The organism is Mesorhizobium loti (assembly GCF_003148495.1).
In the GTDB taxonomy this organism is placed as follows: domain Bacteria; phylum Pseudomonadota; class Alphaproteobacteria; order Rhizobiales; family Rhizobiaceae; genus Mesorhizobium; species Mesorhizobium loti.
In genome coordinates, this window is the sequence record NZ_QGGH01000002.1 from 1 (window position 1) to 24,915 (window position 24,915).

Genomic DNA, 24,915 nt, shown 5'->3' on the forward strand with positions numbered 1-24,915 from the left:
AACGCGAAACCGAGCGTGCCTGATAGAACAGATGTGGCGACCAGTGCGCCGAGCAGTTTCCTGAAATGAGGTTTGGTCATTTCTGCCTCCGTTGATAGCGGACTTAATTCTATCAAATATATAGAAAAGAAATGCATTCATCCGAAAGGGCAGACGTGCCGCGTCAGATAATCCAAAAGGAGAATCTTGCCTAAGACCTGCCAAAAGTCATGCCGCACGCGATGTGGGGGTGTCCGCTGGCGTGTGATGGAAGCAGCCCGGTGCACAAGGTCTGACGAACTCCACCGCCACGAAGGCCATGCGCCGGCCGCGGACTTTTTTGTGGGAAGAACTTCCTCATTACAATCGTTTTCGGAGGGTTGAGCAACGGGGCTGGAAAAATGTCTCAGAATGACGCGGACCTGTGCGCCCGGGCGCGCGCACGGGGCATCACGATCTATCAGCGTTCAAAGACAGTATGGATTGCGGCAGGAGCCTATCGGGGGCGAGATTTTGAAGTGAAAGGACGTTCTCCAGGAATGGCGCTCGCATTCTGGAGGGAAGCCGCCCGGTATAGAGGGTCGGGCATATAGACCGATCCGGGCTCTGAAGCGCGTCGCACGGCAGTGGATCCCGTCGATAGGCCTCAAGTCATCTTGTGCGCGTCGTTATCCGCCGCGCATTGGTCGATATGCATCGGTTGGGCCGAAGTTGTACCGAAGCTCAAGAACTGATCCGCACCCACTTCCCGCTGGCGGACTGCGACTGTCGGGCAAAATAATGGTACGAAGTGTGTGACCAATCGCGGATGGCGCTGCCACGGTTATCCAGGATCAAGTCTCCCTTGTCGGTTCGCACCGTAAGCACCGTGTGACCCTCGCCGCCGAGTGAAGCGACCGTCAAAAGCAGGGCCGAAGCCGGCCATCCACGCTTCAAAAGCTCGCTCTTTTTCAGGATCGCAATATCCTCGCAATCACCCTGCTTGGTCGGTAGACGCCAATCATCGGCACTGCCTGCCGTGACGAGGTCACTACGCTCCTCGATCCTGCGATTAACGGATGTGTTCACGGCGTCGAGTTCGGCCTTGCGTGCCGGTGTCAGCGTCACCAGCTTGACCTGCCCGTTGGTGCTGCAGAGGCTTGGGTGGCTCGAACAGAAGACCCGGGCGGCCGGCGGTGGGAATGCATACCCCTTTGTGACCATCGCAGGGCTGGTTTTGGTTGTCTGCATGGTTTCACTGCAACCAGTTACCGCCACAGCTACGGCAACAAGCGTAGCGAAACGCATCACCTACCATCTCCTTTCGTTGTCAAGTCGCCAACAAGCCTCGCAGAAATTGGTAAATCAATCCTTAAAAAGGTATTTTCCGCCAATATACATAACAATATGTTACCAAACTGCGGAAATTGGTTGATAGCGCTTTGGTTTGGGGCCGGGTGCGTTTTCCGTTGGAGGAAGAAATGCTGCGATATATGGCTTGGAGGGGCAGGTACCGCTCAGCTTTACTCATTTCATCTGCGCTTATAACTGCAAATTGGGTGAGTTGTACTCAAGCAGAGGAGAGTATTAGGCCGCGGTTGACGGCAGCTCAGTGTCAACCACTTACCGATGCCAACTATGCGCGGTGTTGTATCGCGATAAATCGCAGGAGTATCCTTTCCTCGGACCAAATCGAGCAATGCCCACCTATCACCACCTCGCTCATTGCGACCACGCTTGCACGTTCCGGCGACAACAACGGTCCTGGCGGTGGAGATGATCCGAGCGGTGGCGGCGATCCCGGTGGCAAGGGCGGCGACAATGGCGGCAAGACCGGCGACGATGGCGGCAAGACCGGCGATAACGGCGGCAAGAGCGGCGACGACGGCGGCAAGAGCGGTGATAACGGTGGCAAGAGCGGCGATAACGGTGGCAGAGGTGGCGACTCCGGGCGCGGCTCCGGCAACTAGTTTTGAATCCGGCGACTAGGCTCGGATGTTGCTGAAGCCCCTGTAATATCCGCTTCGCGCCTGACTGATGCGATCCAATTTAGTAAGGCGCGTCGCGTTCCAACCGGTTCAAGCGACGCGCTCTGGGACCAGCGTTGGCGCTTGGCCGGACAACAGGCCAAGTCGAACGGGCCAAGTCGAATGCAGCACAATCGCGAAGAATTTTCCATCAGGCGAATGCATCGTGCCAATGTTCTACAGGCGAACTCCCTGAATCCGGGGAGGTTCATTAGCCATGCGCAGCCAGTGGCTGCATTTCTGTCGCTTCTAGGCAATGAGAGAAGACTTCTGATTCTGAGCCATTTGACAGAAGGTGAAGTCTCGGTTGGTGAACTGGCTGTGCGAGTCGGACTTAGCAAGAGCGCTCTATCTCAACATCTGAGTAAGCTGCGCAAATACAAACTGGTCTCCACCAGGCGTCACCGACAGACCATCTATTATTCTTGTGACCTTGGCATCATTCAGAAAATCACCCAGATAACCGACGGGGCCGCGGGTCTGGCAGCAGTCGCGCGGACCGAGAAGCGTCGCGGGCCCTCCGCCGCATAAGTTGGTCACGTCGATGCCGGAACCCGTACCAGTCGTGATGGCGAGCATTCGAGTAATCTCGCAGGAATCGATCGGGATCGACGGCCTATGACGTGGCCAGCGCGCGCACGCAGCAGATAGGGCGCGCGTATTTTCCGTTTCAACGTCAGTCAGCAGTGCCAACGTGGCTTCCCGGCACGACGCCTGGTGCGTGATCCAAACCGGCGGTTAGGCATGCAACGATGCGGGTGGTCTGCGATCTATTAGTCGATCGTGGTAGAGCTTTTGCCGAGGCACTGTTAGAGTTCCCGACATGACAGGGCGAGATCGGCGCGGCGCATCTGCCAGGAAGACTCTTCCAGCAACGCGGCGAAGGTTCAGGAGCGGGTGGTCGCCTGTGCTGGGGCAAAAGGGACTGGGGCTCGAACATGGCTGAACGGAACTACACCCGTCAGCTAGCGACAATCATGTCTATCGATGCCGTGGGATTCTCGCGGCTGATGGGTCTTGACGATGAATCGGCCGTCGCTGCGTTCGAGGAGCGGCGCGACATCATCGCCGACAGTTGCAGTACCTTTGGCGGCCGCACCTTCGGCGATGCCGGCGACAGCATCATGGCCGAATTCGGCAATCCGATCGAGGCGCTGCGCGCGGCGTTCGATTTTCAGGGCCGCATTGTCGCGCTCAACTCATCGGTCGACGAAGCCATGCGCATGCCCTTTCGCGCCGGCATCAACACCGGTGACGTCATCGTCCGGGACGGCCGGCTCTATGGGGACGACGTCAACATCGCCGCCAGGATCCAGGAGTTCGCGCCGCACGATGGTCTCGCCGTCTCGGAAACGACCTGGCACCATGTGAAGGACAAGACGGCGGCCGAGTTCACCGATCTTGGCGAATTCATGCTGAAGAACATCGCCCTGCCGGTGCGCGTTCTGATCGCCGGGCGCATTGGCAGCGGGGCATCACCGGCGTCGTTGGTCTCGGCCACGCTTCCCGTCAATGGTCACCAGAAGCTGTCGTCCAAAGGTCCGCCCGCGATCGCCGTGCTGCCGTTCCAGGGCCATGGAGGCGAGCGCGACGTCGGTTACATTGCCGACGGCATAGCCGAAGACATCATCTACGGCCTTTCCAACAGCAGGTGGCTCTCGGTGATCGCCAAGAGCTCCAGTTTCCAGTTTCGCGATGACACTTTGGGAACGCGGGTAATAGGCAACGCTCTTGGTGCGCGCTACATCGTCAGCGGCACGCTGACGCACAATGGCGGGCAGATCCGTCTGAGCACCTCGCTTGCCGACGTCTCAAATGGGCGATTGGTGTGGTCGCAGCGCTTCGACCGGGCCCTGGTCGACATCTTCAGTCTGCGCGACCAGATCGGCGCCGAGATCGTTTCGATCCTCGATAAGGAGGTCGACCGGGCCGAACAGGCGCGGACCTTCCAAGTGCCGTGGGAAAGTCTGGAAACATGGCAATTGGTGCGGCGCGGACGCTGGCATATGAACCGGCGCACTCGCGGCGACACAGAAATCGCACTGGAGTTCTTCGAAAAGGCCTACCGGGACGATCCGAACTCGAGCGCGGTGCTGAACGAACTGGCATGGTGGTATTTCTGGCGGGCCTGGCTGCGGTTCGGCGACAGCGACGATCTGGACAAGGTCCAGCAGTATGCGCGCAAGGCCTTGCTGATGGACAGCCTGGATGCCCGCCCGCACGCTCATCTCGGCGTTATCGACATCATGAGGGGACGGCCCGGATCGGCGGTCGATCATCTCGATGAAGCGCTTCATATCAATCCAAGCTTCGCCTTTGCGCGCTCGGCGATGGGCAGTGCGCGCCTGCTGCTCGGCGATGCCGCTGGTGCGATACCGTTCTTTGTCGATACGGAGCGACTGAGCCCCTTCGACCTCTATCGGTTCCATAACCTGGGGGAATTGGCCGCCGCTTACAGCTTCGTCGAGGATTGGCCATCCGCGATCTCCACTGCGGACCGATCGCTCGATCTGTCGCCCGGCTATTTTTATTCCCGGTTCCTGAAGATCGGCGCCTTGACGAGAAGCGGGCGCATGCAGGAGGCCACGCGGGAACTGGCTATACTCATGACCAGACATCCGGATTTTTCGGAGCAAAGGGTGCGCTGGATACCGTTTGCCGACAAGGCGGCAAACGAATTTCTCATCGCCAATTTTGAACTGGCCAAATGACATGCAGCGAGCGGTGCGTAATCGAGGTGGCGGAACACCGACAACTGTGAAAACATTCACATACGCGAGACGGCTGCAAACCTAGGCCTTTGGGTAGCCGGCATCGCAATGACGTGGACAGCCGGGGGGCCAGACCGCGCATGATCAGGATAAAGTATTTCGATGCCATCCGGGCAGGACAGAAAAGCCAGCGTCCGCTGTCTGAAATGCCGCCATTTGACCTGGGACGCCTCCGCTCCAAGGGCGTCGCGTCGCGCATAGCTGGCTTTCTCTTCAATGATCCGCGCTGGGCGCTGGCGCTGCTGCGCCGGTTCTGGCCCAATCTCGCCATAGGCAATTTCCTGCTCGTGACCAGGAACGCCGACGTTCGCGACATATTGGAGCGCGGGGATGAATTCGAGACGCCATACGGGCCGGAGATGACCGAACTGGCGCGCGGATCGAACTTCATTCTCGGCATGCAGGACGGCGCCGACTACCGGCGCATGAAATCGTCGGTGCTGAGCGCTTTCCCCCCGGCAGAAATCGAGGCCTTGGTCAGGCCGATCGCCGCGCAGCATTCACAAGACATCATGACACGCGCCAGCCCCGGCTTCGACGCGATCGCGGATCTTATGAAGATCGTTCCGGTGCGCATCTGCCGCGATTATTTCGGCCTCGAGATCGATGATGAATCCGAGTTTGCCGATTGGGCCATGGCGTTGAGCGCGCTGTTCTTTTCGGATCCAACGGCGAGCCCGGTCACGCGCCAGCTTGCGGTGGTGGCCGGCGACCGGCTGATCAAGATCATCGACCGCTCCATCGACGCGATCCGGGAGAAGGGGGCCAAGGATGAGCAGCCGCTGGCAAGGCTGGTCCGCCTGCTGGATCAGGATCGCCTGTCGCTGCCCGACATTCATTCGATCATGCTCGGCATGATCGCCGGCTTTGTTCCAACCAATGTGCTCGCTGGCAGCAACTGCCTCGACGTGATCCTGTCCCGCAGTGATGCGCGGCAGGCTATCGATGCAGCCTTGGCCAGCAACGACACCGGCGGACTGGACAAGGCCATTCTGGAAGCCATGCGCTTCAAGCCAATCTGGATTGGCCCCTGGCGCTACACCGTGCGCGACGCAACCATCGCCAGGGGCACGCGCCGCGAGCGTCTGGTGAAGGCCGGGACGGTGGTCATGCCGGCAACGCTGTCGGCGATGTTCGATCCTGAGGCGGTGCAGAGGCCCAACCACTTCGACACGTCGCGCCCGCATCGCGATTACCTAGTCTTCGGCTACGGCATTCATCAATGCATTGGCGCCGAAATCGCCAGGATCCAGATTGGCGAGAGTCTTCGCGCCCTGTTTCAGAAGGACAATGTCCGACGTGTGCGCGGCAAAGCCGGCAGGATGACGCATGTCGGCGCGTATCCGGACGGCCTTAAGGTCGATTTCGAGCGGCCCGCTCTTTGCCGCACGGTCACCCACTCTATGGTCACGGTGATATGCCCGATTACCCGGTCGGCGTCACTGGACGCCATCCGCGGCCAGGTCGCCGGATTTGGCAATCCTGCCAGCGACGAGATCCGTGCCGCGCTCAATACCGCCGGCACCATCCATTTCGCCAGCTTGGCTGTCGTCCCAACTGGCGAGGCGGGCAATGCCTCGGCTGATGGGGAAGGAGCGCTTGTTCTGGAGATATCTGGCGACGGCAGCACCGACGACGTCATCAACGCCATTACCCATGCCATCGGTCATAGGCTGCGGCCGATCTTCAAGGACGTGTGTGATCTTCGTGACGAAGACACGCTGGACAATTTCCTGCGCAAGCACAATGTCGAGATATCCCCGTCCTTCGGCAGCAACGCCGGATTGGTCTTTTCCGGCACGCCGGGCCATTCGGTGCAGCGCATCCTGGCCGAAGCCGAACTTGCTGATGCCGTTCGGCCCGTGGTCGAGCAGCCGGGCGCCGCCCATGGCGGGGCGGCCGCCATGCTTGACGAAGCCCGCCGGCATGTCCGATCCCTGGGAAAATTCGACTGGGCATTCGAGCCTGCCGAAAGCCTGCTCGAACGGCCGCCCGGAAAATGGTGGCAAGCCATAACGACCACGCTGCTGGCGCCGGCCGTGCTGGCCACTGTTGCCGCAGTGGTGCTTGCCTGTTGGCGGATGACCTACGTGCTGGTGTTCGGCGATCCGCCAGGTGTCACTTTCGGCAGCGTTGTCATAGCCGGCACGGCGCTTTTGCTGACTGTGCTTGGAATTCTGGCGCTGGCAGCCCTGATCCTCGGCCTGTGCTTTCTCGCCTTGCGGCGCCTCGAAGACATTGATCGCCCGCACAGCACGCCGGTCGACCTCGGCGCCCTCGACAAGATTCTGGCCCACGAGGACCAGCCTGGACAAGCCCAGAACCATCTGACGGCGATCTCGACAATGAAGGTTGGAACGTTGCGCAGGCTGGCGCTCAGGCTGTCGTTCTACCTGATCTCGATCTCGGCACAGAAGGTCTTCAAGCCAGGGTTCCTTGCCACCATCAACACCATCCACTTCGCCCGCTGGGTGCTGTTGCCCGGCACCAACAGGCTGATGTTCCTCTCCAACTATGGTGGTAGCTGGGAGAGCTATCTCGAGGATTTCATCGCCAAGGCCGCTGCCGGCCTGACCGGCGTATGGAGCAACACCGAAGGTTATCCGCGCACGCGCTGGCTCTTCCTCGATGGCGCGCGCGACGGCGACCGTTTCAAGCGCTGGGCGCGGCGGCAGCAGGTGCCGACCTTGTTCTGGTATTCGGCTTACCCTGGTCTCAACACGACGCGCATCCGCGCCAATTCCAGAATCAGGCTTGGCATCGCCTCTGCAACGAGCAGTGAAGCTCGTGACTGGTTGAGCCTGTTCGGATCCCTGCCGCGCCCGCAAACAAGGAAGGCAGAGGCCGGCAGCCCCGCTGCGTCCACCCCGTTGCCTCTCGAACAATTAGAAACCGGCGAGATACAGTCCCTGTTCTTCGGCCCGTTCGGATCGCTGGGGCATGCCCATATGCTGGCGATCGCCGTGCCCGAGAACCTTTCCAGGGCCAGGCGCAAGGCCTGGCTGGAGTTCATCGTCGAGCAGACCAGCTTCGGCGACGGCGTGCCGTCGGCGCGGGCGATGACGGTTGCGTTCGGTCCCGATGGTCTTCGCCGTCTCGGACTGGATGGCGGCGTCGACGACAAGCCGCTGGACACATTCCCCGTCGCCTTTCGCCACGGCATGGGCAATCCCGAGCGCAGCCGCATTCTGGACGATGTCGGCGAAAGCGTGCCGGACAAGTGGCAGTGGGGTTCGCCGCAAAAGCCCGTTGACGTGGTGGTGGTTTGCTATGCCGAAAGTTCGGAGAAGCTGAAGACGGAGATCGGTACCGCAAAGAGAAAGATGACAGCCGCAGGCATGAACCTCGTTTCGGACCTGGCGCTGGCGGTAAAGCGCGACGGCAAACGCGCGGTCGAGCATTTTGGTTTCGTCGACGGTGTCTCGCAACCGATCGTCAGGGGAACCGCCCGCGCCAACATCGGTGCCGCACCCATGCATCTTGTCGCGCCCGGTGAGTTTTTGTTCGGCTATCGCGACGAGCACGGTTTCTATCCGGCGTCGCCCTCCGTCGAGGCGTCGCTCGACCGGACGGGCATCCTGTCGGCGGTGCGCCGCAACCGGCAGATACCCGGCCTGCCGCCGCCACCGCGCGACTTCGGCCGCAACGGCACCTTCCTCGTCATGCGCCAGTTCGAGCAGCACGTCGACACCTTCAACGACTATTGCAAGGCAGCGGCTATTCAGGCGGCCAGCGAAACCGACAACCCGGCGATTACCCCGCGCTGGGTCGCCGCCAAGATGCTTGGCCGCTGGCCCGACGGCACCTCGCTGGTGCGCAATCCGGACGGCCGACCGGGTCGCAGTGCCGATAATGATTTTGCCTTCGGCATCGAAGATCCCCAAGGACACCGCTGCCCGCTGGGCGCCCATGTTCGGCGGTCGAATCCTCGCGATTCGCTGGGGGAGGACCGTGAAACGCAGATCAGGATCGGCAAGCGCCACCGGATCATCCGGGTGGGCCGCAGCTACGAGAAACAGGACAAGAAGGGCAAGGTCGAAAAGGGGCTGCTCTTCATGTGCCTCAACGCCGATATCGAGCGGCAGTACGAATTCATCCAGCAAACCTGGGTGTCGTCGACTTCATTCCAGGGGCTTGTTGCCGAAAAAGACCCGACGATTGGTTCGCGCGACAGTGCCGGCAGGTTCACCATTCCATCCTGGGAAAAGGTCACGGTGCTGAAAGGCATCCCTCAATTCGTTACCACTCGGGGAGGCGGATATTTCTTCATGCCGAGCCGGTCGGCACTACGCTTTCTGATTTCGCGACTCTGATTCGCCCCCGGCGCCTCCGCTGTCAGTCGTCGTCCTGCGATTCGGCGATATGGCGAAGTGCGCCGGCGTCGACTATGCGCAGGCCGCCGCGCTTGATGGCGATGATCTGCCGGTTGCGCCAGTCGTTTAGCGTCTTGTTGACAGATTCGCGCGTGGCGCCGAGGAACTCACCCAGTTCAGACTGCGAGATCGGTATCCAGCCTGCGCCGTCGGCCAGCACGCTGCCCAGAAAGACCAGTCGTTTTGCCAGCCTCGCTTCGATGCCGAAAAAGGCCTGATCCCCGAGTTCACCGCTGACCCAACGCAGCCGCGCGCACAAAAGTTCGATCATGGCGCGCGCCAGAGATGGGTTTTTCTCAATTCGATCAAACAGTTGTGTTCGGCTGAGCGAAACCAGCTCGCATGCAGTAAGACAAATCGCTGTGGCCGTTCGTGGGTGTCCGTCAAGTGCTCCGATCTCTCCGACCAAGCTGCGCGACAGCTCAATATTGGCCACCAGCTTCTGGCCGCCAGGCGAATAGATCGAGATCTCCACCGTGCCGCTCATCACACCATAGATGCGGTCGGCGGCATCTTCCTGGACGAACAAATGCTGGCCGGCGGCGTAGCGTTCGAGTTTGCAACCGGTGAAAAGGAGATCAAACTGTCGAGGATCGATCCGCGCCAGGCGCGGCAGATCATGTCTGGCATTCGCGCTGGCGGTTGGCATGACGGCTTTCCCGATGTTGTCGTGACAGGATGACTGTACGGCAACGGCGTGATCGATCAAAGCTAATGTGATTTTGAGCGCTGCCCGCTTGTCAAAAGAAAGGGGACCGGAAAAACCGATCCCCTCCACCCCAACGCCCAGCTTGAATCGCGACCGATCGGCTCAACCAACGGCTATGCGAGAAGACCCAACCGCGAATGATCTCTCCCTCGCCTTGTTTGTGGAAGGCCGTCTGCACGCATGGCTGGAGGTAGGCCTAAAGCGTGCAGACGGCAGCGGCGGAAATGATTGCGTGATCGAAATCCTTGCACTCGCAATGCTGCCGTACCAACCGAAAATCTCTGTTTGAAACGGCTCCGCCAAAATTCAAAATGATTCAGTATTGTTTGACCACAATTGACCACGCACGAGCATCCACAGCGTGATGGGCAAAACCCCAATTGGCGTCGACGACAGCGCCGGGGATGGTCTCGATAAAGACATACGCGTCGGCGGTCGCCATCGTCGGAACAGCGAAAGCCGCTGCGGCAAGAAGCGAGTCGAAGGCAAACAATATCCGCATCTGTTCGCTCCAGGTTAAAGACACATTTTCAAATTGGCGGCAGGCCGGTTGAAGGTGGCCGGTTCCGCCAGGTCACACATTTGCCAGGAAACCTCATCGCGGTCTGTGAAACAGGCTACAGAGGCTGCAGACAGATGGCGCGACCTCGAACGGCCATCTCAAGACGTGCCGGCCACACTAAGGGTTCAGAATCTGGCGGTTGACTTTGGCCGAGCGTCCAGCCGACAAACCCGCCACAACCTGCGTAGTGAGCGTATTGGAGAGGCCGTACTGGCGCATGGTGCCGACTATCCAGACGTGGCACTGGCGAAGGATGTCGGCGGTAGCTACGGATCGAAGAGATAAGCCGACCGTTAAGCTCTGGGCGGCCCAGCGGTTAGGGTCGTAGGGGGACGTTTGCATCGGCGACCGCTGGGCCTGACCAGTCTAGCTAGAGGAGAGCTATGCTGGCTAGCTCGAAATATGCGCTCTCTCTAATGCAAGAGCCAGAGTGCATCGGCATGAAGGGATACCCCAAAAAGGTGTACTCACTGCGACGTCGGGCCGCTTGGCAGCCATCTGGCCACTGATGCGCGAGCGGCTAACCGCGTCCACACCACTATCTTCGCCAAAACGCCTCTGGCGGCCTCCACACCAGGTGAGGGCGTCGGGCGCTATGGGTGAGGCGCCGGGGCCCAAGCGTGCCCGAGTCGAGAGCGGCTTGGCCTTCGCTGCCAAGAGGCGAGATGGCCTCGAAGCAGAAGCCCGCATCGTTGGATTCGAAGGCATGACTGGATCGGCCGTCCCGGGGGAGTGCCCATGGAGGTGCGAGACCTCGTAGCAAAGATATCAGCGAACTGCTGACGAGCTCTGCCAATACCCTATGGGCCACCACCAAACCGATCCGCGCAACTTCGGCCGATATACCGTTCAACCGCGGCAGGCAACTACGCATCGACCGTCGCCTCCGATCCGACCAGCTAGCAATATGTAACTCGTTTTCGCCGCGCGATGCGCGATGGCCGGCGCCTGTCAGGCGGGGGGCTGGTTGGGGAAAGGCGCCGGCCGGGCGGGTTGGGGGCCGCCGACTACCAACATATCTATTTAGTATCGCTGGGTTATGGCGTGATCGCGGAAGAGGTTCAGGCGGGATCCGGGTCTCGCGACATCTTAGAATCGATCATTCGCCGCCGTGAATCTGGCATGTGCGAACAGGAGAGACGGGTTACGCTCCAGCCGCACGATCGTGGGAGGCTTTATGTGGATCCTTTGGTTCTCCGCGAAGGCCATGGCAAAAGATTTCAGCACAAAAGAGTAGGTGCGCTCCTCGTCGCGTTCGATAATGCGCACGAACCATTCGCCCTCGGCCTCAAACACCTCAACTCGGGTTGCCAAAGGCCCGCCGTAGCCGGTCAGATAACCGCGCATGTCGCGCTGTGGACGAGCCACTGCTTTCCTCCTGTGTGACAAAATATGCAACTATGCCAATGAAGATACGCTTCGTGTCGCATTAAACTATGAGGTAGTTCACACGGATTTTCGACTAACCGCGCACGCCTATGGGCTTAGGCACAATCGTGTGTGACACGTCCGCGTTGCTGTCTGCAGCGTTTTCTAAATGAGGCGCGGGTCACGCCGGCAACCGTTTGCCCGCCGGCCAGCGATGCAAGGTCGAATTCGACACCAATCGAACTGAAGCGTTCCGGCCGCAACCGAAGCCGGCGACTGTCACGCGCATTCGGCCAGCGGGGAAGTTTCTGATTATTCTACAGAAAAGGTAATAAAACCAATAGAATAGATGCGCCCACAAGCCTGTTCAGTCGCGTATATGCGGCCTGGAACCCAGTGCGAGGATAGGCCTTCGAGTCATCGTCGTCGCCTAAAAGCCACCAAGCATGCAGTCCTTCAGGATCGGCGCTCAGGGCAAAGGATGGGCAAGACTTACGATGTCTTCGACGTCCCGGTGGGTGCGCGCGAAGCGCTTGAGAACCTGCGGGTCATGCCCTGGCACGATGTGAGCCGGGGAGCTGGCGAGTTGTTTCATACGCTCCACGCCGAAGATGACATCGCTCAGCCGATCGAAGACGGGAAACGGCTTCTGGCGTTCCATATTGGCGTAAAAATGAGCTGCGTCGGACGCGATCACGACCGCCCCGTTGCCGGTTTCCACCCGCACCACCTGCAATCCGCGCGAGTGGCCGCCAACCTTGTGGAGCGTGATGCCTGGCGCGATCTGCGACTCGGGGTCGTGGAAGCAAACCTTTCCGGCAAAGACGCGCCGCACCATGGTGGTGACGTCTTCGGCCTCGAAGGGATGGCGCATGGCATGGTGGCACATGCAGCGGCCGGTCGCGAACTCCATCTCCGCATCCTGCAGGTGAAAGGTCGCGTTCGGGAACAGATGATGGTTCCCGCAATGGTCGTAATGCATGTGGGAGATGATGACGTCTCTGACATCGGCGTGGTCAATGCCGATTGCCGCCAGGCCGTCATCGACGGGCCTGACGACACTGCGTCCGCGTTTGTCGCCGGTCGGCTTGTCGAAACCGGTGTCGACGATGAAGGTGCGCTTCTCGCCAACGATCGCCCAGACGAAGTAGTCGAGCGGCATCGCAACATCGTGAGTGTCGCCACCGAGGAAATTCTCACCCGAGCGGCGTTCGAAATGGCCGTAGCGAACGGCATGGATTTCATAACGTTCGGAATCACCCATGATCAGCTCGCTTTGGCGACATCTGTGGTCTGGGCTGAGCCGACCTCCACATGCGCCCATGTCTCAACCGTCTTGACCATACAGGTAAAATCGGAATCCGGCCCGTAGAGCTGGTTGGTCACGCTCAGCAACTGGCGCACGGCACTGCCCACCACCATGGGCACGCCCATCGCCTCCGCCTCATCCACGCACAGCCGTACATCCTTGAAGGACAGGCCTGTCGCGAAACCGAAATCGAAGGTGCGCGGCAGGACGGATTTTGGGAACTTATCCTCGGTGGCGCTGTTGCGGCCGCTCGAGGCGTTGATGACGTCGATCATCACCTTGGGATCGAGGCCCGCCTTGACGCCCATCACGACCGCTTCGGAGGAGATCGCAAGTGCTGCCGCCGCAAGCAGGTTGTTGGCAAGCTTCATGGTCTGGGCGGAGCCCTGAACCTCGCCCATGAAGAATATCCGGCCGAAATTCTCGATCACCGGCCTTGCCATTTCGAAGGCAGACTTCGGCCCCGACACCATGACGGCGAGCGTGCCATTGCGCGCGCCCTTCAACCCTCCGCTGACGGGCGCATCGATCATGGCGATGCTCCTGGCTGAAAGACCTTCGGCAACCTTGGCGGCCATTCGCGGACCGGTCGTCGAGATGTCGACGAAGATGCGAACCGCCTTGCCCTCGGCGATGCCGCCGTCGCCGAGCACGACCTTTTCCAGGATCTGCGGGCTGGGCAGGCTGGCAAAGACGATCTCCGCAATATCGGCAACATCGCGCGCACCGGCGGCGGCCTTCGCGCCCGCATTGGTCAACTCCATAACGGCTTTGCTGTCGACGTCGTAGACAGTCACTTCGTAGCCGGCCTTGATGAGACGGGTCGCCATCGGCGTGCCCATTTTTCCGATGCCAACAAAGCCGATTTTCAGGGTCGACATGATCGCTCTCTCCTTCGTCGGGGCCTATTGCCCATGGTGCTTGGTCTCGATCTCCTGGATCGCATTCCGTCAGCTCGTTTCCACTGGGGGCATTTCGAGCGCCTGGCTTGTGCGCGGCACCAGAAGTTCCGCTATGTCCACGGCCTTCAACCTGTCGGCCACGCCGAGCGCATCGATCGCGGCGGTGTACATCACCTTATCCTTCGGGCAGGCGACGACGAAGTAAGCGACGTCGCCCAGGCTCAGCGCTTCGCGGATGCGGTTCTCGCTCGGCCGCTCGGTCACGCCGTCGTCGCCTTGCCAGATGCGGCCGCCGCCGGCGCCGCAGCAAAAGGAATTCTCGCGGCAGCGCGGCATGTCATGAAGCGTATATCCGGCGGCGCGGATCAGCTCGCGCGGCGCGTCGAAGCCGCCATTGTAGCGTCCAAGATAGCAGGGATCGTGATAGGTGACCCTGGCGCCGTCGGCGACGTGCAGGTCGAGTTTTCCCGCCGCGATGAGTTCCGCCAGCAGCGCCGTATAGTGCAGCACCTCGAACGCCGCGCCGAAATGCTGATAGTCGTTCTTCAGCGCATTCAGGCTATGCGGATCGGTGGTCATGATCCGGTTGAAGCTGCACGCCTTGATCTCATCGATGTTGGACTGAGCGAGCGTCTCGAACAGACCTTCTTCGCCGGCACGCCGCACATCATTGCCGCTGTTGCGCTCGGCATCGAAGAGAATGCCGAAGTCGACACCGGCCGCGGTCAGCAGTTCGGCAACCTTGCGGGTGATTTCCTGGACGCGCGGATCGTAGGATGCGTAGTCTCCGACGAACCACAGGACGTCGACGGGTTCCTCGCGCGCGTCCTTGACCGGAAAGCCGAGTTCCCTGGTCCAGCGGGCCCGCATCTTGGAAGGCTTGCCCATGGAATTGCCGAGACGGATCAGGTTCGATAGCGCCTCCTGCAGACCTGGGCTGACACGGCCTTCGTCGACCAGATGACGGCGCATGTCGATGATCTTGGGCAGATGCTCGATCTCGACCGGGCATGCTTCCATGCAGGCACGGCAGGTGGTGCAGGCCCACAGCGTCTCCTCGGAAATCACGCCGCCGACCAGCGGGGCCGCCGATGATCCCGCGGCAAGCGCGTCGCGCATGTCGGTGATCAGCAACTTCGGGCTGAGCGGCAGACCGGCCGCATAGGCTGGACAGACCGCCTGGCAACGGCCGCATTCGGTGCAGGACAGAAGGTCGAGCTGCTGTTTCCAGTCGAACTGTCCCAGGCTGTCGATGCCTGGTGCCTCACGCGCTTCCGGGACCGCGGGCGCCAGGCCACGCGGTTCCAGGCTGCGGAAGTAGATGTTCGGCGCGGCAAGGAACATGTGCCGGTGCTTCGAACCGGGGATATAGACGAGGAACGCCAGGATGGCGCCGATGTGAACCCAGTAGAACAGCTCTTCGCCCGCATGCGCCGACATGCCGGCACGATCGAGCAGTCCTGCCAGCGCCGACGCGACCGGCCGCCACGAGCCGTCGGAGCCACCGACTATGCGCGCCGCCGCCTCAAGCAGCAGGGACGCCACGATCAGGACGATCAACACATAGATGATTGCCGCATCACTGCCGCTCGAGCCGTCGAAGCGGGCAGGCCGCAGCACGTAGCGCTGATAGAGTGCAAGTCCGACGCCGACCAGCATCAGCGCCGAAAAGATATCCTGCAGAGCGGCAATCCAGGTTTCGCCACCGATGGGCGCAAGTGAGAACCCGGGAAACAGCCGCGAGCCGAAGGCATCGATCGTGGCGGTGAACAGCACGAAGAACGAAATGAAGATGATTGCGTGAAGCACGCCGGAAAGCGGCTTGCGGAGCATTTTCCGGTGCATGCCGATGGCGACCATCACGCCCTGGAGACGCAGCATCGGGCGGTCGAAGCGGGCCGCTGCCGGTGCATTGGCAAGAGCCATCGCGTAGCGGCGCGAGCGCCAGGCCGTCAACGCGAGTGCTGTGATGACCAGGATCCAGAGTGGCAGGGTCGATGCCATCTCAACGGCCAGAGCCGGCCCGCAGCCTGTCGCTCAGATTGGCGACGAGATCGAACAGGTCACAGGTCGCGCCGTAATGCGCGACATTGAAGATGGGGGCCTTCGGATCGGTGTTGACGGCAATGATGAGGTCGGCCTGCGACATGCCCTCGAGATGTTCGGGCGCACCGGACACGCCGAGCGCCAGGTAGAGTTTCGGCTTCACCTTCTGGCCGGATTTGCCGACCTGGCGCAGCTTGGGCAGCCAGCCATTGTCGACGACAGGACGGCTGCCGGCGATCTCCGCTCCCAGCATCGTCGCCAGATTGCGGGCAAGGTCGATGCTTGCCTCGTCGCCGATGCCGCGGCCCACGCATACGATCCTCTCGGCTGTCGTCAGATCGACGTCGGCATAATCCGGCACGTCGATGGCCACCATCTTCACCTTGCCGCTGGTCAGCGCGGGGTCGGCATCGATCGTCTGCACGCTCACGGCGGTGATCGCGCCTGGCGCTGCCTCCGCGAAGGCCCCCGGGTTGATCATCAGAATGGCGGGCAGCTGCATTTCGCATTCGGCCAGTATCTTGCCGCCATACATCTGCGCGACGATCGTCAGGCTTTCACCATGCCGCTTGATTTCATTGACATAGGAGACGAGTGGCCAGCCGGTTCGCGCCGCGATGTCGGCTGCCACATCCAGTCCGTTTGCCGAATAGGGAACCAGGACCAGGCCGGGGCTCTCGGCGGTGATGACATCGCGCAGAAGCAGCGCATAGGTCTCGGCGGGAATGACATCTGATTTTGTCGCGCGGGCCACGATCAGGCGATCGGCGGCACCGAAGGAAGCGGACGCGCCTTCCGCGTCACGACCGGCGAAAAAGGCGACGACCTCGTCGCCGGCCTGGGCGATCGAACGCGCCGCGGCGATCATTTCGAGGGAGAAGGCTTCGATCTTGCTGGAGTGGCCTTCGGTACAGGCAATCAATTTCATGACTTAGTTCCTCGCCAGGCCCTTGGCCGCCAGGATGCTGACCAGCCGATCCGCGACTGTCTCGGCATTGCCGCCGAGGTTCTCGCCGGAGCCGCCCTGGACTGGCAGACGCAATGTGATGATCTCGGCGGAACGCTCGAAGCCTGACGATTCGGGCGTGGCGCGGCCGATGGGCGTCTTGGATGCTTCGCGAAGCTTGCTGCCGGAGACATAGCGTGGCGCCTTCGACGCTGTCTGAACGCCCAACACCGCCGGCGTGGCCAATTCATAGGTGACGGCGACACCCGCGCCGCGCTCTTGCGTGACCCGAAGCACGGCGCCGTTCGCAACGATACGGTTGGTTCCCGACACATGCGGCCAGTCGAGCAGCGCGCCGACATAGGGCGCGAGCTGGCCGAAGACATCCTCGCTCGATTGGACGCCGCACAGAACCAGGTCGGCCGACTTTGCCCGCGCCATTGCCGCGATGGAGGCGGCGATCTCGCGTGAGGAGATCATGGCGTCCTCCTCGGACTGAAGCGCTACGACTTCGTCGGCGCCGCGCGCGGCAGCCATCTGCAGGACACGGTTGGCGCCTTCGCCAACGGCCACCGCCGTCACCTTCGCGCCGCCGGCTTCCTTGAGCAGGATTGCTTCCTCCAGGGCATGATCGTCGAAATCGTTGAGCTGGAAGTCCAGCCATTCCCGATCGATGCTGCGCCCGTCCTCGGCGAGCTGCAGCTCGCCCGCGGAATCCGGGATCATGCGCAAGACAACAAGAATATTCACGGCCTCTCCTCCGACGGAACGCACCTCAAGCGCCCGGCACCGGCTGCTAGATAAGTCGTATTCTTCGCCGTCCCCAATGGCGAAAAAGGTAATAGCAGCTATTACAAGACGGCAGATTGACGATCGTGGGTAATCGACTGCTAATTTGCGTCAAATCGCTTTCAATCGAATTTTCCTGAATTGGAGGTTGTCAGGAAAATAGTCGTGCGATTTGCCCGGGATATAAACATCTATTGTTTGTTTATACTGTCTCGTGTGCGCGAATATCTGAGGAGAATTTTAGGCGCTCTGTCGAGCGTTCAGGAGGAGGAACCAATGTCAATAAAGAGCATACTAGACCACAAGATCTCGCGTAAGAGCTTCATCCGCGGCATGCCGGCCGTGGCGGCAGCCATGGCCGCCGCACCGGCCATCCAACTCGCCCAGACCAGCGCAGCCGTCGCTTCAGAGCCGGAAACGAAGCCCGGCTACTATGGCGCGCCGCGCACCTGGATGTGGAACCCCAATGCCAACACAATGGTCGACACCACGAAATGGAAGAAGGCGGGTCCGTATACGATCGGGTTCTCCAACGCTTCGATTTCCAATGCCTGGCGTGTCGCCTTCCAGCATGGCGTCCTCTGGTCCGCCGGCCAGCATCGCGACGAGATCGCCCATCTTCTCGTCACCGACGCCAATGACGACCCTTCCAAGCAGATCGCGGACATCCAGGATCTGATCAGCCAGGGTGTCGACATTTTGCTCATTGCGGCCTCGACCGAGGACGCGCTCGATTCCGTCGTCGGCCGCGCAACCGAACAAGGCATTCCCGTTGTCATGGTCGATCGCAAGGTCAAGACGCCGGCCAACTACATCACCTACGTCACGGCATCCGACTGGGCACTGGGCCGTCTCGAGGCGCAGTGGTTGTGCGAGACGCTCGGCGGCAAGGGCAACATCGTGATGCTGCCCGGCATCGCTGGGTCGAGCGTCGCGGAAATCCGCATCAAGGCGAACGAGGAAGTGTTCTCGAAATTTCCCGACATCAAGGTGCTGGAGAAGCAGTATTGCGACTGGAACCCGGCAACCGGCAAGTCGGTGATGGCCGCGCTGATCCAGAAGCACGGCAAGGCCATCAACGGCGTCCTGGCCGACAGTGCGCTTCAGGGCTATGGCGCGATCGAAGCGTTTCTTGACGCCGGCTACAAGGACGGCGAATTTCCACCGATGACCGGCGGCGACGTTGCCCGGATGTATCAGCTGGCCAACCAGCACAACATCAAGATGGTCGGCATCGACTATCCGACGTCGATGGGCATCACCGGCATCGAGACCGCGCTCGACGTGCTCAAGGGCATCTCCGTCCCGGACAAGGTGGAGGTGAGCTTCCAGGTCGTCACGTCGCCGGGTGCGGATACGATCTCGGTCAAGGGCGACAGGCATCTGCTCGACCATGTCAGCATGAGCGATCCGGGCGATCTGTCGCCAAGCAACGGGCTGCCCGCCGGCTACAATCCGAGCACGTTCAATCCCGACTATCCGAAGTAAGCTTCCCAAGCGACCCTGTGTGCGCCCATCCTGGGCGCGCACCGGGCGTGCATTGAACAGTTCGAGCACCGGGATATGTCAGCGTCTGTTATTGAACTCAGCCAGATCGAGAAGGACTATCCTGGAGTCAAACCCCTGGACAAGGTCGATTTCGCCGTGCGGCCGGGCGAGATTCACGCCCTTCTCGGCGAAAATGGCGCAGGCAAGTCGACGCTGATCCGCGTCATGGGCGGCGTGACCAAACCGAATTCCGGGACCATGACCTATCTCGGCAAGCCGGTTTCCTGGCAGTCGCCGAAGGAAGCACGCGCTGCCGGCATCCACGTGATCCATCAAGAGCTTGCGCTTTTTCCCGAGCTTTCCGTTGCCGAGAACATTCTGGTCGATACGCAGCCCCGCGGCATGTTTGGTCTCATTTCGAACCGCGCCCGCCACGTCCGCGCCGCTGAAATCCTCGCACAACTCGGCGTCGATATTCCAACCCACGCCAAGATCGACGAATTGCCGCTTGCCGATCAGCAAATGGTCGAGATCGCGAAAGCCCTGGTCGGCAGGGTGCGGCTTCTCATCCTGGACGAACCGACAGCGGTCATCGCAGGCCGCGAGGTCGATCTCTTGTTCGAGAACATGCGCAGGCTGCGCAACGAAGGCGTCGGCATCGTCTACGTCTCCCATAGGCTCGAGGAGATATTCGAGATCGCCGACACGGTGACGATCCTCAAGGACGGCCAGCTCGTCGGCACGAGCCCGGTAAGCGCGCTCACGCGTGAAGAGATGATCACACGCATGGTCGGTCGCCGGCTGAGCCAGATCTATCCGCCGCGGCGTACGGCGCCGGCGGGCGGCCCGGATGTGCTCACTGTGCGCAATCTCAAGGCTGGTCCGCGCGTCCGTGACGTCAGCCTCAACGTCAAGGTTGGCGAAATCGTCGGCGTGGCCGGCATGGTTGGTTCGGGGCGCACGGAGGTCGCCGAGGCTATCTTCGGCACGCGTGCCGTCGAGAGCGGGGTGATCGAATTCGATGGCAAGCCATTCGAGACAAAGCTTCCGAAGGGTTCGATCGGCCACGGGCTCGGTTTCCTGACCGAGAGCCGCAAGGACGACGGCCTGTTTCTCGGCCTGCCGATTTCCGCCAATATCGTGGCGCCCGACCTGGACGGCATAACCAAACATGGCCTGATCGACCGGAAGCAGGAACGGGCATTGGCGATGCAGCAGATCCAGGACTTTTCGGTCGCGACGCCGTCGCCTGACGCGAAGATCGGCAATCTCTCCGGTGGAAACCAGCAGAAGGTGCTGTTCAGCCGCTGGTCGCGGATCGCCAGCAGGCTGCTTATCCTCGACGAACCGACGCGCGGGGTTGATATCGGAGCCAAGGTGGAGATTTACCGTATCGTGCGCCGGCTGGCGGATTCTGGCGTCGGCGTGCTGATGATCAGTTCAGAACTGCCCGAAATCGTCGGCCTCTCCGACAGGGTCTTCGTCATGGCGCAAGGCTACGTCGTCGGCGAAATCAAAGGCGATGCCCTCGGCGAGGAGGCGATCATGGATCTCGCCGTGCGATCTGTCGGGCACCGCGAGGCGAAAATGGATCAGCGTGCGGAGCCGGTCGGATGAGCGCGATCACGGTGGATCTTCGCCGCAACCGGTTGATGCTCTCCTATCTGATCGTGGCAGTGCTGCTGGTTGTGCTTGCCGTCGCCGGCGGATTGTTGTCCGATCGGTTCCTCACTTGGCGCAACATCGGCAATCTGTTCCAGCAGCTCATCGTGCTGGGCATGGTCAGCCTGGGCCAGACGTTCGTCGTGCTGATGGGCGGCATCGATCTGGCGATCGGTTCGCTGGTCGGTGCGCTCACCGTCTTTCTGGCGAACTTCCTCGAATGGCGCCCTGATCTGGTCTGGCTTGCACTGCCGCTGGCCTTGGTCGCCGCCACCGCCGTCGGCGCGCTCAACGGGTTGCTGACGGTCGTGCTGCGCGTCCATCCCCTGATCGTCACGCTCGGCATGTCTTCGATCATCTTCGGCGCAACGCTGATGTACCGTAAGGAGCCCGGCGGCTCCGTGCCGCGCGCCTTCGCGGATATTGCCTATGCAAAGGTCGGCGGCATTCCGTTCAGCGCCGTCGTGCTCGTCGTGATTTTCGCACTAGCCGGGCTTTGGCTGCAGCGCACGCGCACGGGCCGCAGTATCTACTTCGTCGGCGGCGATCGGGAAGCGGCGCGGCTGAATGGGTTGCCGGTCGATCGTATCGTGGTGCTTGCCTACGCGCTGTCTGGCCTGTGCGCCGGTATAGCTGCGATTTTCCTGACCGCGCGCACCGGCGTTGGCGACCCGCGCATCGGCGCCGCGCTGACGCTGCAATCGGTGACGCCGGTCGTGGTCGGAGGCACTATTCTGGCCGGCGGAAGAGGTGGCGTGCTTGGTACCTTCCTCGGCGTGCTGCTCGTCACCATGCTCAACAGCCTGCTCAACTTCGTCAATGTCTCATCCTACTACCAGTGGGTCATCCAGGGTCTCATCATCATCATCGCGGTCGGCATCCACACCACGAGGCGGAGATAACGATGGCGCCTCTCGATACCCCGATGCCGCGATCGCAAAGCATGTCCATGGCGTCTGTTTTCGAGCGCTACGGGCTGCTGGTCTTCCTGGTCGCGCTGATGACCGTTGCGGCTCTCGCTTCACCGACCTTTCTGCGGCCGGCCAACCTGGTCAATGTGCTGACGATCGCGGCACCGCTTGGCATGGTCGTCGTCGGCCAGACCTTTGTCATCCTGGTGCGCGGATTGGACCTGTCCGTGGCCTCGCTGATGGCGACGGTGGCCGTGCTGGCGACCGCTTTCAAAGCCACGACCAATGAGGCGATTCCGATGATCTTCATCGCCGCGATCGCCCTGTCGGCCGTGGTGGGCTTGGTGAATGGCTGGCTCGTCGCCAAGCGCAATGTCAGCCCGTTTCTCGCAACTCTGGCGATGATGATCATCCTGCAGGGCATCCGTTTCGCCTATACTGGCGGAGCGCCGATCAGCACCTTGCCGCCGGGCATGGGCTTTCTGGCCTCCGGCCGGATTTTTGGCGTGCCCGTCAATCTGATCACCCTGGCATTTCTGGCCATCGCGTTCGGCATCGTGCTGCACCGGTCACGCCTCGGCCGTGAGATATTCATGGTCGGAAGCAATCCGAAGGCGGCGTTCCTCAACGGTGTCGCGCCCGATCGCGTGGTCATCCTCTGCTACGTCATCTGCTCTGTCTGCGCGGGAATAGGCGGGCTGTTCCTGCTCGGCTATGTCGGCACCGTTTCGAACTGGGTCGGCCAAGGCTACGAACTGGACTCCATTGTTGCCGCCGTGATGGGCGGGGTCGCGCTTACCGGTGGGCGCGGCAACATCTTTGCGGCGCTGCTTGGCGTGGCCGTTCTGGTGGTGATCAACAATCTCGTGCTGCTGCTCGGATTTCCGATCGAGATGCAGCTCATCATCAAGGGTGTCATCATCATCGGCGCGGCGGCGTTTTATCGGACGCGGCTCGCCTGACCCGATGCTGCCGTTGGACCCCAAGGGAGGAAGAGAATGACCGTTGAAGTTCTGGCGGATCGCGGTGCACGGGCAAGGCGCGACGAGGAAGTGGATGTCGTGATCGTCGGGGCCGGCCCATCCGGCTCGGTCGCTGCACTTCATCTGGCGCGTGCCGGCATTTCCGTCGTCGTGCTGGAGCAGGGCGAATGGCCGGACTATGCCGACTATACCGGCGCGCGTCCGGAGCACGAGCTTGTCAGCACCAAGCTCTGGCATCCCAATCCCAACGTTCGCGACAATCCCAACGACTATCCCGTCGATACGTCGACGACGGACATCAACCCGCTGATGTTTGCCGGTGTCGGTGGCAGCGCGACGCTCTACGGCGCGCAGTGGATGCATTTCCTGCCGTCCGACTTCCGCGTGCGGTCGATGGATGGCGTGGCCGAGGACTGGCCGTTCACATATGAAGACCTGCTGCCTTACCAGCTTGAGATCGAACGCGAGGTGGGCGTCTCCGGTCTCGCTGGCGATCCGGCCTATCCGCCGCGCGGGGCCTATCCCTTTCCGGCGCTGCCGATGGGCTCCGTTGGCCAGCGCGGTGCGCTGGGCATGGAGAAGATGGGCTGGCACTGGTGGCCCGGCAGCAATGCCATCCCGTCGGAGAAGTTCGGCGAACTCAATCCATGCGTGCGCCGAGGAACCTGTCTTACCGGTTGTCCGGAGGGTGCGAAATCCACGACAGACCGGTCGCATTGGCCGCTGGCCCTGAAAGCCGGCGCGCGGCTCGTCACCCGTGCTCGCGTGAAAGAAATCGAGACGAACGAGCAGGGGCTGGCGACCGGCGTCGTCTATGTCGACGCGAACGGGCGCGACCGGCGCCAGCGCGCCAAGGTGGTCATTCTGTGCGCCAATGGCGTCGGCACGCCTCGGCTGCTGCTGATGTCGGGAGGGTCCAGAACTCCGGACGGCCTCGCCAACTCGTCCGGCCTGGTCGGCAAGCGGCTGATGATGCATCCCTTCGCAAGTGTACTTGCTTCTTACCAGGACCCGCTCGATTCCTGGCGTGGTCCCTTCGGTCAGCAAGTCTATTCGCTGGAATTCTATGAGACCGACGAAAGCCGTGGCTTTGTGCGCGGTTCGAAATGGAACTGCATGCCGTCGGGCGGACCGGTCGGCGTATCCGGCGCGACCGGGTCCAAGGTCTATGTCGCCGAAAGCGGCCGGTTCCAGGATTTCTGGGGTGCCAACCTGCATGAAAATGTGGCGCGTCGCTTCGGCCATTCGCTGATCTGGGGCATCGTCGGGGAAGATCTTCCGGAGGAAAGCAATCAGGTGGTGCTGTCGAAGGATCTGGTGGATTCCGATGGCCTGCCGGCACCGCAGATCATCTACAAGGTCAACGAGAACTCCAACCGGCTGCTCAAGTTCAACATCGACCGTTGCCTGGAATCGGTGCGCGCCGCCGGCGCCATCGAGACGCTGGTTTCGACGCCGGTGCGTGAATCCGGCTGGCACCTCATCGGCACCACCGTCATGGGCGACGACCCCAAGCGCTCGGTCGTCGATCAATGGGGCGCCTGCCACGACGTGCCGAACCTCTATGTCATGGATGCCTCGACCTTCCCGACCTCGGGGGCCACCAACCCGACGGCGACCATCATGGCCGTGGCGCTGCGCAACACGCGCCGCATGATCGCCGAGCGCCGCAACCAGAAGGTGGCCTGACATGTCGGACGAGAACGCCTTCCTTGTACTCGCAGACTTCCTGATCCCCGCGCATGGCAAGATGCCGAAATTCAGTGACGTCTGCGGTTACGCCGATGTCGAGAAGTCCCTGGATTTCCGTATTGATCTGAAGTCGGGCTTCGCGCGCGGCATCGCGGTCGGTCCGGCCACCGGCGCCGAAGCTCGCCTGGAAAGCCTCAACAAGGAGGATGGTGAAGCCTTCTCGGCGATCACAACCATTGCCATCGCCACCTACTATATGAGCCCACGCGTGCGCGAGCTGATCGGCTACCCCGGCCAGGAGAACGTTCCCTACGATTCCAAGGCGACGCAAATCTACCTGACCAACGGCTCGCTCGGCCAGGTGGTCGCGCGTGGCCGCAAATATCGGCCGACCCCCGGCCTTTGATCTCCTAAGCAAC

Annotated in this window: 19 protein-coding genes; 10 read left to right on the forward strand and 9 right to left on the reverse strand. The window is 61.4% G+C overall.

Going from position 1 to position 24,915, the window contains the following annotated elements; all coding sequences use genetic code 11:
* Window positions 1–702: 702 nt before the first annotated feature.
* Complete coding sequence (locus C8D77_RS08660) at window positions 703–1,266, reverse strand: transglutaminase-like cysteine peptidase (protein ID WP_109661468.1); 564 nt, start codon at window positions 1,264–1,266, stop codon at window positions 703–705.
* A gap of 290 nt (window positions 1,267–1,556) precedes the next feature.
* Here C8D77_RS08660 and C8D77_RS08665 point away from each other — a divergent pair, with 290 nt between their 5' ends.
* From C8D77_RS08665 to C8D77_RS08680, 4 genes are all read left to right on the forward strand, one after another.
* Complete coding sequence (locus C8D77_RS08665; protein WP_245951720.1) at window positions 1,557–1,928, forward strand: hypothetical protein; 372 nt, start codon at window positions 1,557–1,559, stop codon at window positions 1,926–1,928.
* Between the two features lie 249 nt (window positions 1,929–2,177).
* Window positions 2,178–2,516: an ArsR/SmtB family transcription factor gene (locus tag C8D77_RS08670; protein ID WP_425453732.1), complete on the forward strand. Its 339-nt coding sequence runs from the start codon at window positions 2,178–2,180 to the stop codon at window positions 2,514–2,516.
* A gap of 407 nt (window positions 2,517–2,923) precedes the next feature.
* Window positions 2,924–4,696, forward strand: coding sequence for an adenylate/guanylate cyclase domain-containing protein (locus tag C8D77_RS08675; RefSeq protein ID WP_109661472.1), 1,773 nt, complete (start codon window positions 2,924–2,926; stop codon window positions 4,694–4,696).
* A gap of 140 nt (window positions 4,697–4,836) precedes the next feature.
* The gene (locus C8D77_RS08680) at window positions 4,837–9,069 is read left to right on the forward strand and encodes a cytochrome P450 (RefSeq protein WP_109661474.1); all 4,233 of its coding nucleotides are present in this window, start codon (window positions 4,837–4,839) and stop codon (window positions 9,067–9,069) included.
* 22 nt (window positions 9,070–9,091) lie between these two features.
* On the opposite strand, the gene C8D77_RS08685 is transcribed toward C8D77_RS08680, so the two are convergent.
* The 8 genes from C8D77_RS08685 to C8D77_RS08720 all read right to left on the reverse strand — a co-directional run bounded on the left by C8D77_RS08685 (window position 9,092) and on the right by C8D77_RS08720 (window position 17,721).
* Window positions 9,092–9,778 (reverse strand): Crp/Fnr family transcriptional regulator, encoded by a 687-nt coding sequence (locus tag C8D77_RS08685; protein ID WP_109661476.1) that lies wholly within the window; start codon window positions 9,776–9,778, stop codon window positions 9,092–9,094.
* Window positions 9,779–10,154: 376 nt separating this feature from the next.
* Window positions 10,155–10,331, reverse strand: coding sequence for a hypothetical protein (locus tag C8D77_RS37545; protein WP_215732050.1), 177 nt, complete (start codon window positions 10,329–10,331; stop codon window positions 10,155–10,157).
* A gap of 1,158 nt (window positions 10,332–11,489) precedes the next feature.
* Window positions 11,490–11,768, reverse strand: coding sequence for a hypothetical protein (locus C8D77_RS08695; protein ID WP_109661480.1), 279 nt, complete (start codon window positions 11,766–11,768; stop codon window positions 11,490–11,492).
* Window positions 11,769–12,237: 469 nt separating this feature from the next.
* Window positions 12,238–13,032, reverse strand: a complete 795-nt coding sequence (locus C8D77_RS08700; protein WP_215732051.1) for an N-acyl homoserine lactonase family protein — start codon at window positions 13,030–13,032, stop codon at window positions 12,238–12,240.
* A 2-nt stretch (window positions 13,033–13,034) separates the two neighbouring features.
* A complete protein-coding gene (locus tag C8D77_RS08705; RefSeq protein ID WP_109661482.1) occupies window positions 13,035–13,958 on the reverse strand; it encodes an NAD(P)-dependent oxidoreductase in 924 nt (307 codons plus the stop codon).
* Between the two features lie 69 nt (window positions 13,959–14,027).
* A complete protein-coding gene (locus C8D77_RS08710) occupies window positions 14,028–15,983 on the reverse strand; it encodes a (Fe-S)-binding protein (protein ID WP_109661484.1) in 1,956 nt (651 codons plus the stop codon).
* 1 nt (window position 15,984) lies between these two features.
* Window positions 15,985–16,953 carry an electron transfer flavoprotein subunit alpha/FixB family protein gene (locus tag C8D77_RS08715; RefSeq protein WP_109661486.1) on the reverse strand — a complete coding sequence of 323 codons (969 nt, stop codon included), beginning with the start codon at window positions 16,951–16,953 and terminating at the stop codon, window positions 15,985–15,987.
* A 3-nt stretch (window positions 16,954–16,956) separates the two neighbouring features.
* Window positions 16,957–17,721 (reverse strand): electron transfer flavoprotein subunit beta/FixA family protein, encoded by a 765-nt coding sequence (locus C8D77_RS08720; RefSeq protein ID WP_126068083.1) that lies wholly within the window; start codon window positions 17,719–17,721, stop codon window positions 16,957–16,959.
* 315 nt (window positions 17,722–18,036) lie between these two features.
* Here C8D77_RS08720 and C8D77_RS08725 point away from each other — a divergent pair, with 315 nt between their 5' ends.
* From C8D77_RS08725 to C8D77_RS08750, 6 genes are all read left to right on the forward strand, one after another.
* On the forward strand, window positions 18,037–19,248 hold the full coding sequence (locus C8D77_RS08725; RefSeq protein ID WP_109661490.1) for a substrate-binding domain-containing protein: 1,212 nt from the start codon (window positions 18,037–18,039) through the stop codon (window positions 19,246–19,248).
* Window positions 19,249–19,323: 75 nt separating this feature from the next.
* Entirely contained in the window at window positions 19,324–20,865 is a 1,542-nt protein-coding gene (locus C8D77_RS08730) for a sugar ABC transporter ATP-binding protein (RefSeq protein WP_109661492.1), read from the forward strand.
* On the forward strand, window positions 20,862–21,812 hold the full coding sequence (locus tag C8D77_RS08735) for an ABC transporter permease (RefSeq protein WP_109661495.1): 951 nt from the start codon (window positions 20,862–20,864) through the stop codon (window positions 21,810–21,812). The genes C8D77_RS08730 and C8D77_RS08735 overlap by 4 nt, the downstream gene beginning before the upstream one ends.
* Before the next feature lie 47 nt (window positions 21,813–21,859).
* Window positions 21,860–22,783 (forward strand): ABC transporter permease, encoded by a 924-nt coding sequence (locus tag C8D77_RS08740; protein WP_245463037.1) that lies wholly within the window; start codon window positions 21,860–21,862, stop codon window positions 22,781–22,783.
* A 36-nt stretch (window positions 22,784–22,819) separates the two neighbouring features.
* Window positions 22,820–24,493, forward strand: coding sequence for a GMC family oxidoreductase (locus C8D77_RS08745; RefSeq protein ID WP_109661497.1), 1,674 nt, complete (start codon window positions 22,820–22,822; stop codon window positions 24,491–24,493).
* A gap of 1 nt (window position 24,494) precedes the next feature.
* Window positions 24,495–24,902, forward strand: a complete 408-nt coding sequence (locus tag C8D77_RS08750; RefSeq protein ID WP_109661498.1) for a hypothetical protein — start codon at window positions 24,495–24,497, stop codon at window positions 24,900–24,902.
* The last annotated feature ends 13 nt before the right edge of the window (window positions 24,903–24,915 follow it).

Excerpts from the sequence above, each read along its gene's own strand:
- C8D77_RS08660 (WP_109661468.1), bottom strand. The coding sequence starts at position 1,266 with ATGCGTTTCGCTACGCTTGTTGCCGTAGCTGTGGCGGTAACTGGTTGC.
- C8D77_RS08675 (WP_109661472.1), top strand. The coding sequence starts at position 2,924 with ATGGCTGAACGGAACTACACCCGTCAGCTAGCGACAATCATGTCTATC.
- C8D77_RS08680 (WP_109661474.1), top strand. The coding sequence starts at position 4,837 with ATGATCAGGATAAAGTATTTCGATGCCATCCGGGCAGGACAGAAAAGC.
- C8D77_RS08685 (WP_109661476.1), bottom strand. The coding sequence starts at position 9,778 with ATGCCAACCGCCAGCGCGAATGCCAGACATGATCTGCCGCGCCTGGCG.
- C8D77_RS08700 (WP_215732051.1), bottom strand. The coding sequence starts at position 13,032 with ATGGGTGATTCCGAACGTTATGAAATCCATGCCGTTCGCTACGGCCAT.
- C8D77_RS08705 (WP_109661482.1), bottom strand. The coding sequence starts at position 13,958 with ATGTCGACCCTGAAAATCGGCTTTGTTGGCATCGGAAAAATGGGCACG.
- C8D77_RS08710 (WP_109661484.1), bottom strand. The coding sequence starts at position 15,983 with ATGGCATCGACCCTGCCACTCTGGATCCTGGTCATCACAGCACTCGCG.
- C8D77_RS08715 (WP_109661486.1), bottom strand. The coding sequence starts at position 16,953 with ATGAAATTGATTGCCTGTACCGAAGGCCACTCCAGCAAGATCGAAGCC.
- C8D77_RS08725 (WP_109661490.1), top strand. The coding sequence starts at position 18,037 with ATGTCAATAAAGAGCATACTAGACCACAAGATCTCGCGTAAGAGCTTC.
- C8D77_RS08730 (WP_109661492.1), top strand. The coding sequence starts at position 19,324 with ATGTCAGCGTCTGTTATTGAACTCAGCCAGATCGAGAAGGACTATCCT.
- C8D77_RS08735 (WP_109661495.1), top strand. The coding sequence starts at position 20,862 with ATGAGCGCGATCACGGTGGATCTTCGCCGCAACCGGTTGATGCTCTCC.
- C8D77_RS08740 (WP_245463037.1), top strand. The coding sequence starts at position 21,860 with ATGGCGTCTGTTTTCGAGCGCTACGGGCTGCTGGTCTTCCTGGTCGCG.
- C8D77_RS08745 (WP_109661497.1), top strand. The coding sequence starts at position 22,820 with ATGACCGTTGAAGTTCTGGCGGATCGCGGTGCACGGGCAAGGCGCGAC.
- C8D77_RS08750 (WP_109661498.1), top strand. The coding sequence starts at position 24,495 with ATGTCGGACGAGAACGCCTTCCTTGTACTCGCAGACTTCCTGATCCCC.